Annotated in this window: 8 protein-coding genes; 2 read left to right on the top strand and 6 right to left on the bottom strand. The window is 74.6% G+C overall.

The window, feature by feature from the left end:
* Positions 1-198: 198 nt before the first annotated feature.
* From sucD to AB0H53_RS16205, 6 genes are all read right to left on the bottom strand, one after another.
* The gene (sucD, locus tag AB0H53_RS16230; protein ID WP_362112651.1) at positions 199-1,083 is read right to left on the bottom strand and encodes a succinate--CoA ligase subunit alpha; all 885 of its coding nucleotides are present in this window, start codon (positions 1,081-1,083) and stop codon (positions 199-201) included.
* A gap of 19 nt (positions 1,084-1,102) precedes the next feature.
* Positions 1,103-2,281: an ADP-forming succinate--CoA ligase subunit beta gene (gene sucC, locus AB0H53_RS16225; protein ID WP_362112648.1), complete on the bottom strand. Its 1,179-nt coding sequence runs from the start codon at positions 2,279-2,281 to the stop codon at positions 1,103-1,105.
* 777 nt (positions 2,282-3,058) lie between these two features.
* Entirely contained in the window at positions 3,059-4,216 is a 1,158-nt protein-coding gene (locus AB0H53_RS16220; RefSeq protein WP_362112645.1) for a VWA domain-containing protein, read from the bottom strand.
* A complete protein-coding gene (locus tag AB0H53_RS16215; RefSeq protein WP_362112641.1) occupies positions 4,213-6,687 on the bottom strand; it encodes a DUF5682 family protein in 2,475 nt (824 codons plus the stop codon). The genes AB0H53_RS16220 and AB0H53_RS16215 overlap by 4 nt, the downstream gene beginning before the upstream one ends.
* Entirely contained in the window at positions 6,684-7,817 is a 1,134-nt protein-coding gene (locus AB0H53_RS16210) for an AAA family ATPase (RefSeq protein WP_362112638.1), read from the bottom strand. Before AB0H53_RS16210 ends, AB0H53_RS16215 begins: the two co-directional genes overlap by 4 nt.
* A gap of 119 nt (positions 7,818-7,936) precedes the next feature.
* Positions 7,937-8,356: an MmpS family transport accessory protein gene (locus tag AB0H53_RS16205; protein WP_362112635.1), complete on the bottom strand. Its 420-nt coding sequence runs from the start codon at positions 8,354-8,356 to the stop codon at positions 7,937-7,939.
* 129 nt (positions 8,357-8,485) lie between these two features.
* Between AB0H53_RS16205 and AB0H53_RS16200 the strand changes: the two genes are divergently transcribed.
* Both AB0H53_RS16200 and AB0H53_RS16195 read left to right on the top strand, forming a co-directional pair.
* A complete protein-coding gene (locus AB0H53_RS16200) occupies positions 8,486-9,838 on the top strand; it encodes an SWIM zinc finger family protein (RefSeq protein ID WP_362112632.1) in 1,353 nt (450 codons plus the stop codon).
* Between the two features lie 18 nt (positions 9,839-9,856).
* Positions 9,857-11,470, top strand: coding sequence for a DUF5691 domain-containing protein (locus AB0H53_RS16195; protein WP_362112629.1), 1,614 nt, complete (start codon positions 9,857-9,859; stop codon positions 11,468-11,470).
* The last annotated feature ends 444 nt before the right edge of the window (positions 11,471-11,914 follow it).

Here is an 11,914-nt window from a genome sequence, read left to right as displayed (position 1 = left end):
CGCCCGGCGCCCGCGCAGGAGCGGGCGGGCCGTGCCCGGGCTGCCCGGGGAGCGGGTGGTGCCCGGGGGCGGGTGCCGACGGCCGGGGACGGGTGCCGGGAGCGGGTGCCGACGGCGAGCGCCGGGGGCCGGTCGGTGTGAACGGAACGGGCCCGCCCCCGGAAGTCCGGGGGCGGGCCCGTTCGCCCGTCGGTCAGTTCAGCCGGCGAGGATGGCGCGCGCCAGCTTGGCCGTCTCGGTCGGGGTCTTGCCGACCTTGACGCCCGCGGCCTCCAGGGCCTCCTTCTTCGCCTGCGCGGTGCCGGAGGAACCCGACACGATCGCACCGGCGTGGCCCATCGTCTTGCCCTCGGGGGCGGTGAAGCCCGCGACGTAGCCGACGACCGGCTTGGTGACGTTGGCCTTGATGAAGTCGGCCGCCCGCTCCTCGGCGTCACCACCGATCTCACCGATCATCACGATCAGCTCGGTCTCGGGGTCGGCCTCGAAGGCCTCCAGGGCGTCGATGTGGGTCGTGCCGATGACCGGGTCGCCACCGATGCCGACGGCCGACGAGAAGCCGATGTCACGCAGCTCGTACATCATCTGGTAGGTCAGCGTGCCGGACTTCGACACCAGACCGATGCGGCCCGGCTTGGTGATGTCGCCCGGGATGATGCCGGCGTTGGACTGGCCCGGCGTGATGAGACCGGGGCAGTTCGGGCCGATGATCCGGGTCTTGTTGCCCTTGGCCTTCGCGTACGCCCAGAAGGCGGCGGAGTCGTGGACGGCGATGCCCTCGGTGATGACGACGGCCAGCGGGATCTCGGCGTCGATGGCCTCGACGACGGCGGCCTTGGCGAAGGCCGGCGGCACGAACAGGACCGAGACGTCGGCGCCGGTCTTCTCCATCGCCTCCTTGACGGAGCCGAAGACGGGGACCTCGGTGCCGTCGAAGTCGACGGACGTGCCCGCCTTGCGCGGGTTCACGCCACCGACGATGTTGGTGCCGTCACCCAGCATGAGCTTGGTGTGCTTCATGCCCGTGGCACCGGTCATGCCCTGGACGATGACCTTGCTTTCCTTGGTCAGGAAGATAGCCATGTGTTTCTGACCTCGTCCCTTACTTCGCAGCCGCGAGCTCGGCGGCCTTGTCGGCCGCGCCGTCCATGGTGTCCACGCGCTGCACCAGCGGGTGGTTGGCGTCCGACAGGATCTTGCGACCCAGCTCCGCGTTGTTGCCGTCGAGGCGCACGACCAGCGGCTTGGTGACGTCCTCGCCCTTGCTCTTGAGGAGCTCCAGGGCCTGGACGATGCCGTTGGCGACCTCGTCGCAGGCGGTGATGCCACCGAAGACGTTGACGAAGACGGACTTGACGTCCGGGTCGCCGAGGATGATCTCCAGGCCGTTCGCCATGACCTCGGCGGAGGCGCCGCCGCCGATGTCGAGGAAGTTGGCCGGCTTCACGCCGCCGTGGGCCTCACCGGCGTAGGCGACGACGTCCAGGGTCGACATGACCAGACCGGCACCGTTGCCGATGATGCCGACCTCGCCGTCGAGCTTGACGTAGTTGAGGTTCTTGGCCTTGGCGGCAGCCTCGAGCGGGTTGGCCGCGGCGTGGTCCACGAACTCCTCGTGGCCCGGCTGGCGGAACTCGGCGTTCTCGTCCAGCGAGACCTTGCCGTCGAGCGCGATGACGCGCCCGTCGGCGACCTTGGCCAGCGGGTTGACCTCGACGAGGAGGGCGTCCTCGGCGACGAAGGTCTTCCACAGGGTCACCAGGATGTCGGCGACCTGGTCGGCGACCTCGGCCGGGAACTTCGCCTGGGCGACGATCTCACGGGCCTTCTCGACGGTGACGCCCTCGTTGGAGTCGACCGGGACCTTCGCGAGGGCCTCGGGGGTCTTCTCCGCGACCTCCTCGATGTCCATGCCGCCCTGGACCGACGCCATGGCCAGGAAGGTGCGGTTGGTGCGGTCGAGGAGGTACGAGACGTAGTACTCCTCGGCGATCTCGGGCGCGGTCTCGGCGATCATCACCTTGTGGACCGTGTGGCCCTTGATGTCCATGCCGAGGATGTCCGTCGCGCGAGCGACGGCCTCGTCCGGCGTGGCGGCCAGCTTGACGCCACCGGCCTTGCCACGGCCGCCGACCTTCACCTGCGCCTTGACGACCGACTTGCCGCCCAGTCGCTCGGTGGCCTCGCGCGCCGCCTCAGGCGTGTCGATGACTTCACCGGCCAGCACCGGTACACCGTGCTTGGCGAAGAGATCCCTCGCCTGGTACTCGAACAGGTCCACGCGCGTCCGTCCCTTTTCTGGTGATCGCGGTTCGTTGTCTGCGTGGGCGTGCCGCGAAGGGCAACGTGACTGCGCTGTCACAAGGGAGGCGTACACGGTGTCCGTGGACGCGGCATGTCCGTCTCGCAGGTTATCCCCGTGGGACCGAGGTCCCTAAATCACAGATCACACCGGAGCGGTGATACCTGTCACAGCCACCGGCCGGTTACCGCCGGTGGCCGGGACGCGCGGACTCCGGTGTCCCACGGATTGCGCGCGCCGGCCGGTGCCCGCCCTCCCGGGCCGTGTCCCGGCCGCCGTGTCCCGGCCGCCGTGGCGGAGCCGGTCCGGGTGACCGGGCGCCGACCGCGCCCCGCCGTCCCGCCACCCCGGCGGTGACGGCGTCGCCGCCCCGCCGCGCGGCGGGGCGGCTGGATGCCGACGTGGCCAGGAGACGGTCCCCCACCTGCCCGGGCCCGCCTCGCCGGCACCTCCGGGCGAGCGGGCCGCACCTCGGCCGTCACCCGGTACGCCATCCCGGTGGTGCCACGCGCGGCCCCCGCACCGCCGGCCGGACGCGGCCGGGCACGACCCGCACGACCGGCCGCGCGGTGCCGGCGAGGCCAGTCGCGAAGGCCCGGGCCCGCGCCACCCCACTCCCACACCGCCACGCCCCCGCACAGCCGGCGAACGGCTGGGCGTCCGCCCTCGCGCCCCGGCCGGGGCGCCGGGGCCCTCGGCCATCCGGCATCCGGCATCCGGCCGGGAGGGTGGTGTCACGGGCGCGCGAGTCCCGTCCTAGTGAGGCAGCGCCGTGTCCGGCACCGGCAACGGTCGCTTCTCGACGGCTGCCGCCATCACCTCCGGAAAGAGGTCGGGGGTGCAGGCGAACGCCGGAGCACCCAGCGCCGCCAGCGCGGCGGCGTGCTCGCGGTCGTATGCCGGGGCGCCCTCGTCGGAGAGGGCGAGCAGGGCCACGAACTGGACGCCGGAGGCCTTCATCGCCGCGACCCGCTTCAGCATGCCGTCCCGTATGCCGCCCTCGTACAGGTCACTGATCAGTACGACGACGGTGTCGGCCGGACGGGTGATCTGCTCCTGGCAGTAGGCCAGGGCGCGGTTGATGTCGGTGCCACCGCCGAGCTGGGTGCCGAAGAGGACGTCGACGGGGTCGTCCAGCTGGTCGGTGAGGTCGACCACGGCGGTGTCGAAGACCACGAGCCGGGTGGTGATGGACCTCATTGAGGCCAGGACCGCGCCGAAGACCGACGCGTACACCACCGACGCCGCCATGGAGCCGGACTGGTCGATGCAGAGCACCACGTCCTTCTTGACGGACTGCGAGGCACGCCCGTAGCCGATCAGCCGCTCGGGCACGACCGTGCCGTACTCCGGGAGGTAGTTCTTCAGGTTCGCCCGGATGGTGCGGTTCCAGTCGATGTCGTGGTGGCGCGGCCGGTTGATCCGCGCGCTGCGGTCCAGTGCGCCGGTGAGGGTGGCGCGGGTGCGGGTGGCGAGCCGCTTCTCCAGGTCCTCGACCACCTTGCGGACGACGGCCCGGGCGGTCTCCTTCGTCGTCTCGGGCATCGCCTTGTTCAGCGAGAGCAGGGTCCCGACGAGGTGCACATCGGCCTCGACGGCCTCCAGCATCTCCGGTTCCAGCAGCAGCGCCGAGAGCCCGAGCCGGTCGATGGCGTCTCGCTGCATCACCTGGACGACGGAACTGGGGAAGTACGTGCGGATGTCGCCGAGCCAGCGGGCGACGGACGGCGCCGACGCGCCGAGCCCCGCCGAACGGTCCCGCCCGTCCCGGCCCGGCATCCCGCCCCCGCCGTACAGCGCGCTCAGCGCGCCGTCCATCGCGGCGTCGGTTCCGGCCGGCACGTGTCCGGTGCCGTCGGCCGCTCCCCCGCCCAGCACCATGCGCCAGCGCCGCAGCCGCTCGTCCTCACTCATCGTCCCGCTCCCACCAGGTCGTCGTGTTCGCCCTGCCCGCCGGCGCCCAGCAGCAGCCGCAGCAGTGGCAGCACCGCGTCCGCGCGGGCCTCGTCCAGTCCCGGCCCGAAGCCGGGCGCCCCCGCCTCCCCGCTCCCCGCCGGGCCGGTCCCGGCCGCCGGTCCGCGCCGGACCAGCTCGCCCAGCGCGCGCCGCACTCCTGGTTCGTACGCCGAGAAGGTCCGCCGCAGCAGCGGCAGCACGTCGGTGAACGCCTCGGCGGGCACGCCGGTCAGCCACGCGTCCACCAGGCCGAGCAACCGCTCGTCGTGGACCAGGAGCATGCCGCCCCCGGCCGCCCCGGATCCGCCGGGGGCCGCCGCCGCGCCGACGAACCCCTCGACCCAGGCGGCCGCTTCGGCGGGCGGCGTGCCCGGGGACAGGGCGAGCCCCATCAGCCGGGCGGCCTCGTCCTCGGTGAGCCGCCCGTCGTCCAGCAGCAGCCGGGCGGCCCGCCCGCGAATCACCCCCGGCACGGTGTCCCGGTCGGCGAGACCGCGCAGGACGGCGGCCCACCGGCCGGCGACACCCCGCGCGTCCCGCCCGCCCGGCACGTCGTCCCGGGCGCGCCCCGTGCCCTTCGCCTTCTGGGTGCCCTCCGGGTCCGGGACGTCCGGGGCCTGTGGGACGTCCGGCGCCTCCGGGGCACCCTCAGCGGCAGGGAGGAGCCGTATCGCGGTGTGGACGCCGTCCAGGTGGCCGCGCATCTCGGCGGCGCCGTCCGCGTCGAGCCCCGTGCAGGCGGGCGGCAGGCCGACGCAGATCCGCAGCGCCAGCCCGGTCGCCACCTCGCCGAGCGCGGCCGTGTCGGTGCCCCGCACGTCCCCGTACCGCAGGGAGCGGGCCAGCGCGGGCAGCGCCTGGGCCAGGTGGCCGACGTCCGCGTCGAGCGCGGCCCGGTCGGCGAGCGCCTTCATCACCACGGGCAGCGCGTCGGGCAGTTCGGCCAGCAGGCACCGCTCGGCCAGCGCGGTGACCTCGCCGAGCGCGGTCGCGGCCTGGGCCTGGGACTCGGCTTTGGCGGTGGCCGCGGCGAGCACCGTGGTGCCCCAGACGCCCGCCTCGGCCACCCGCACGTACAGCTCCGGTTCCCAGCGCAGCCGCCAGCTCTCCCGGAACGTGCCGGTGCCGCCGCGCCCGGCGGCCGGTTCGCCCCAGCCGATGCCGAGCAGCCGCAGCCGGTGCAGCAGCCGGCTGCGCGCCGCGTCCGTCTCCTTGCGCAGGTCCAGGTCGAGTTCCCGCTCCAGCGCCTCGGGTTTGAGGCGCAGGGTGCGCTGGTGCCGGGCCAGGTCGCGTTGCAGCGGCACGGCCGGTGCCGTGTCGGGCACCTCGCCCAGCACGTCGCCGATGACCAGCCGGTCCCTGATCAGCGCGAGTGGCACGTCGGAGCCTTCGCACATCACCGCCCGTACGGCGTCGGTCGTCTCGGTCAGCCCGGCGAGCGGCCGGCCGCGCATCGCGGCGAGCGTGTCGGCGAGCCGCACGGCCTCGATGACGTGCGCGGAGGAGACGATCCGGTCCTCCTCCCGCAGCAGCCCGGCGACCTTGGTCAGCCACCGCTCGACCGGCCGGTCGGGAGCGCTGAACAGGTGCCCGTACCAGCCGGGCGAGTCGATGCCCGCGCCGTAACCGCTGTGCCGCGCCAGCCTGCGGTGGGTCCAGGGCACCCAGGTCGTCTCGGCCTTGACCTTGGGCAGGCCCTTGAGCAGCGCCCGGTCGGCGGTGACACCCGTCTTCGCCTGGAGCGCGGGCACGTGCCAGGCGCCACAGACGACGGCCACGTCGTCTCCGTGCTCCTTGCGCGCGGCGCGCAGCTGGAGGCGCATGTGGGCCTCGCGGATCAGGTCGCGGTCGTGCCCGCCGTGGCCGTAGGTCTCGCGCAGCGCCGCCATGGCGCCGGCGAGTTCGGTGAACGGCGCCAGCGGGTCGGCCGTGCCGTCACCGCCGCCGCCGCGGTGTTCGACGACGTCCTCCCACCAGCGCTCGGGGTCGTCGTATCCGGCGGTCCGGGCGAGCACCGCCAGGGGGTCGACGCGCAGTCCGTGCCGCCCGGTGTCCGGCTCGCCCCCGTCGAACTCGTCCTCCTCGTCGCCCCAGGTGGGATCGGCCGCCATGGCCAGCGAGTGGATGGCGGGCAGGTCGATGAAGCGGACGGGGACGCCCCGGTCGAGCGCCCAGCGGAGGGCGACCCACTCGGGTGAGAAGTCCGCCAGCGGCCAGAAGGCGGCCCGGCCCGGGTCGTCCACCGCGTGCGCGAGCAGGGCGACCGGCGGTCTCATCCGCTCGTCGGCGGCGAGCGGCAGCAGCGCGTCCCCTTCGGGCGGTCCCTCGATGAGGACGGCCCGGGGCCGGGCCGCCTCCAGCGCGGCCCGTACCGCACGGGCCGAACCGGGGCCGTGGTGGCGCACGCCCAGCAGCAGGGGTCCGGTCACACCGATACCTCCCGGCAGGCGCGGTAGAAGTCCTTCCAGCCGTCCCGCTCGCGGACCACGGTCTCCAGGTACTCCTGCCAGACGACCCGGTCGGCGGCCGGGTCGCGGACGACCGCGCCGAGGATGCCGGCCGCCACGTCGCCGGGGCGCAGCACCCCGTCGCCGAAGTGCGCGGCGAGGGCCAGGCCATTGGTGACGACCGAGATCGCCTCGGCCGTGGACAGCGTGCCGGAGGGCGACTTCAGCTTGGTGCGGCCGTCGGTGGTGACACCGTCGCGCAGTTCGCGGAAGACGGTCACGACGCGGCGGATCTCGTCGACGCCCTCGGGCGCGGACGGCAGGTCGAGCGAGCGCCCCAGTTGGTCGACGCGCCGGGAGACGATGTCCACCTCGGCGTCCGGGGTCGCGGGCAGGGGCAGGACGACGGTGTTGAAGCGGCGGCGCAGCGCGCTGGACAGGTCGTTGACCCCGCGGTCGCGGTCGTTGGCGGTGGCGATGAGGTTGAAGCCCCGGACCGCCTGGACCTCCTGGCCCAGCTCCGGGATGGGCAGGGTCTTCTCGGACAGGATCGTGATCAGGGTGTCCTGGACATCGGCGGGGATGCGGGTGAGCTCCTCGACCCGGGCGGTCATCCCCTCCGCCATGGCGCGCATGACGGGGCTGGGCACCAGGGCGTCGCGGCTGGGGCCGTGGGCGAGCAGCTGGGCGTAGTTCCAGCCGTACCGGATGGCCTCCTCGGGAGTACCGGCCGTGCCCTGGACGAGCAGCGTCGAGTCACCGCTGACGGCCGCCGCGAGGTGCTCGGACACCCAGGTCTTGGCGGTGCCGGGCACGCCGAGGAGGAGCAGCGCCCGGTCGGTGGCCAGCGTGGTGACGGCGACCTCGACGATCCGGCGCGGCCCCACGTACTTCGGTGTGATGACGGTGCCGTCGGGCAGGGTGCCGCCGAGCAGGTAGGTGGCGACGGCCCAGGGCGACAGTCGCCAGCGGGCCGGCCGCGGCCGGTCGTCGGCGGCGGCGAGCGCCGCGAGCTCATCGGCGAAGGCGTCCTCGGCATGCGGCCGCAGGGCCTCGGCGCCGGTGGAGCCACCGGTGTCCGGGGTGGCTCGGGTGGTTTCGGGCACGGTCATGGTTCCCCCTCCTGATCGTGTGCGACCGGGTGTGGGAACCACCGTGCACCATGCCACTGACAATCGGCCGTTTCCGCAGGCAGGAGCGGAAACGGCCGCGTCGGCGGGGCAGTTGCCGGTCAGCCGGCGACCGGTGAGGTGGCGATGCAGCCGGTCGCGGCGGCCATCCCCTTGGCGGACGACTCCTCGATGACCTTGCCCTGGTAAATGATCTTGCAGGTCATCTCGACGCCGTCCGGGTCGGCCGCGACCGGGATGACACCGGGCGGCAGCAGGCCACGGAGCTTCACCGTCTTCGTCCAGGGGAGCGTGGGCTTGCGCACCGTCTCCACCTTCGGCTTGGCCGCGCCGCCGTTGTCGGTGTGGTAGTCGATCGAGTCGATGCCCTTCCCGGTGATCTCGTACGTGACCTCGTACGGTTCGTTCACTTCCTTCTCGGCCTGCTTCGCGGCCTCCTCGGCGACGGAGCAGGCGCCGAGGCCGAAGGCGAGCCCGCCGACGGCGAGTACGGACACGACGGAGCGGCTGAAGCGGTTCATGGTTCCCCCCAGAGGGATGTGGTGACGCACTGATCACCACAGTAAAGACAACGTAAAGCCAATTGGCCACTCCCGGGGGGAATCCACACGTCAGGGCGATTGTCAGTGCCGGGTCGTACCGTCGTTCCCATGAATCAGCAGGGGGTGCGCTGGACGGCGGAACAGGTGCTGGCCCTGGCTCCTGACGCCGCCTCACGCAAAGCGGGCAGCAAACTCGGCACGGCCGGGCCGTGGTCGGACGCGGGCAGCACCGGCGCGGGGGTCGTCTGGGGGCTGTGCAAGGGCAGCGGCACCAAGCCGTACCAGACGGTCGTCGACACCACGGGGCCCGCCTACAAGTGCAGTTGCCCGAGCCGGAAGTTCCCGTGCAAGCACGCGCTGGGGCTGCTGCTCCTCTGGGCGGCGGACGAGGAGACGGTGCGCGGCTGCGAGGCGCCCGATTGGGTCGAGCAGTGGCTGGCGGGGCGGCGGCGGCGCGCGGCGGGGACGGAAGGCGCGGGCGCGGGCGCCGCGGCCTCCGCGGGAGGCGGTGACCCGGAGGCGGCCCGGCGGAGGGCCGAGCGGCGCGCGGCCAGGATCACCGCGGGCGCGCGGGAGTTGGAGCAGCGGCTGGCCGACCTGCTGCGCGGCGGGCTGGCCGGGGCCGACCGGTCGGGGTACGGGCTGTGGGAGGAGACCGCGGCCCGGATGGTGGACGCGCAGGCACCCGGCCTGGCCGGCCGGGTCAGGGAGCTCGGGGCGATCCCGGGCTCGGGGCCGGGCTGGCCGGCGCGGCTGTTGGAGGAGTGCGCCCTGACACACCTGTTGGACCAGGTGTGGCTGGGTGTCGAGCGGCTGCCGGATCCACTGGCGGCGACGGTCCGCACCCGGGTCGGGCTGACCGCGCCCGCCGAAGGCCCGGCGGTACGGGACCACTGGGCGGTGCTGGCCCAGTACGACACGTCGGACGGCAAGCTCACCACCCGCCGCGTCTGGCTGCACGGGCGGGCGAGCCGGCGCACGGCCCTGCTGCTGTCCTTCGGCGCGGCCGGCCGCGCGCCCCAACTGGCGCTGCCGGTGGGGACGGTCGTCGAGGCGGAGGTCACCCGCCACCCGGGGGCCGGGCAGCTGCGCGCGGAGCTGGGCGAGCGGTTCACCGTACCGGTCGCGCTCGGCACCCCGCCCCCGGGCGGACCGGTCACCGACGCGCTCAGCGCGTACGGCGCGGCACTGCGCGAGGACCCCTGGCTGGACTCCTGGCCGGTGACCCTGACCGAGGTCATACCCGTGCCGTCGGGGGACGGCTGCTGGCAGCTGGCGGACGCGGACGGCGGCAACGCGCTGCCGCTGGCCCCGGCGGCGCTCACCCGGCCAGGGCTGTGGCGGCTGGTCGCCCTGTCCGGCGGCGGCCCCGTCACCGTCTTCGGGGAGTGCGGTCACCGCGGCTTCGACCCGCTCACCGCCTGGGCGGCCGACACGTCCGGGACGGTCCCGCTCACCTGACACGTACGGAGGACCCCGATGACCACGACACCCTGGGAAGAGCTCGTCACCACGGCACTCCTGGGCACCGACCGGCGGGCTCCGGACGCCGGCGTCATGGCCGCCGCGCCCGGGAAGGACGCGCCCGCCGCCCTGTTGGACGCGGCCGCGCTGCACACCGTACGGCGCAGGGCCGGGCTGCTCCCCGCGCCCGCCGCCGAGCGGCCCGCGCCGGCGCCGCCCGACGAGCGGCCCGCACTGCCCGAACCGGCCGGGCGCCGGCTCGTCCAACTGCTCGCCGACCGCTCGGGCCCCGCTCAGGGCGGCGGCCGGCGCGGGGCGACACCCGACCTCACCGAGCTGCTCCCGCAATGGCTGGCCACGGCCAACCAGCACGGCTACCGGCCACCGGCGGCCGTCCTGCCCGCCCTGCTGGACGCCGCCCGCGCCCGCACCGACCTGCGGACGCAGGCACTCACCTTCGCCGGGCCGCGCGGGCTGTGGCTCGCCCGGCTCAACCCGGAGTGGAAGTTCGCCCTGCGCGGCGGGTCCGGCGGCGTCACGCTGCCCGCGCCGGACGACGCCGACGCCGTGCGGCGCCTGTGGGACGAGGGCCTGTTCGCCGAACGGGTCGCCCTGCTGTCCGCCGTGCGCGCCCACGACCCGGCCGCCGCGCTGGACCTGCTCCGCTCCACCTGGTCCACCGAACGGGCCGAGGACCGGCTGATGTTCCTGGACTCGCTGCGCGACGGGCTCTCCGACGCGGACGAACCCTTCCTGGAACAGGCGCTCGGCGACCGCAGCCGCAACGTCCGCGCCACGGCGGCCGAGCTGCTGTCCGCCCTGCCGCACTCGGCGCTCGCCGCCCGGATGGCCGGGCGCGCGGTGAGCTGCGTGGGCCCCGACCTCACAGGGGGCGGTGCGGCGATCACCGTGGAGGCACCGCACGAGTGCGACGCGGCCATGCAGCGCGATGGTGTCGTGCCCAACGCCCCCGCCGGGCGCGGTGAGCGGTCCTGGTGGCTCGGCCAGGTGGTGGAGGCCGCGCCGCTCACCGTCTGGCCGGCCCGGTTCGGCGGCCGTGCCCCCGAGGAGATCGTGGCCCTGCCGGTCGCCGACGACTGGCGCGGCGAGCTGCACGCCGCCTGGTGCCGGGCGGCGGTACGGCAGCGGGACGCCGCATGGGCCCGCGCGTTGCTCGGACCGCCCTCCACGCCCCCGGCGACGGGCCCCTGCACCTCCTCGCTCGCCGAACGGTCCAAGCTGCTGTCGGTGCTGCCGGCCGGTGAACGGGCCGGTTGGGTGGCCGGGTTCATCGCCGCTCACGGCCTGACGGAAGCCTTCCAGTTGCTGGGCGTCTGCGCGGTGCCCTGGGCGGAACCGCTCGGCCGCGCCGTGGTCGACGCGCTGGACATCGCCCGTGACGCGGGGAGCTACCCGTGGAGCTTCAGCGGCGTGATGGGCCTGGCCGAGCGGTGCCTGGACCCCGGTGAGGCGGCCCGCCTGGAACTCCTCACCGCGCTCCCCGACGAACCCGAGGGCGCGTCACCGGGGGCGGGCGGGTACTGGTCGGAGGCGTTCCGCCGGCTGGTGGCGACACTTCGGCTGCGCGAAGCGATACGAACGGAGCTCGGCCCGGCACCCGCGGGCTGACACCCGGCCCCGGATCCCGGCCGTACCTCCCGGCCCGGGGACCGGCTGCCGGGCCGGGAGGTACGGCCGCCCGGGCACGGCCGGCGACCGGCGCGGACCGGTACCCGCTCCCGCAGGCACGCCCGGCCCCGCAGGGACGCCCGGTCGTGCTCGGAGACACCCTCTCCCGGGCCGGCGCCCACTCCCGGACGCCCGGTCCGGCGGGGATGCCGGGTCCGCAGGGAGGTCCCGCAGGGACACCGGGAGCTGGAGCGGCGACCGTCCGGCAGGCACACCGCGTCCGGCGGGACTACGGGGTCCCGCCAAGGCGCCCGATCCTGGAAGCGGCGACGGATCCGGCTGACACAGGGCGCCCAGTCGGCCCGCCCGGCCCCGCAGGGACGCACGCTCCCGGGGCGGCGCCCACACCCGCAGGCACGCCCGGTCCGGCAAGGACGCCGGGTC

The organism is Streptomyces sp. NPDC050856, from assembly GCF_040653855.1.
Lineage (GTDB): Bacteria > Actinomycetota > Actinomycetes > Streptomycetales > Streptomycetaceae > Streptomyces.
The sequence above is the reverse complement of the archived record's forward strand: the minus strand, read 5'-3'. Positions and strand labels throughout refer to the sequence as shown.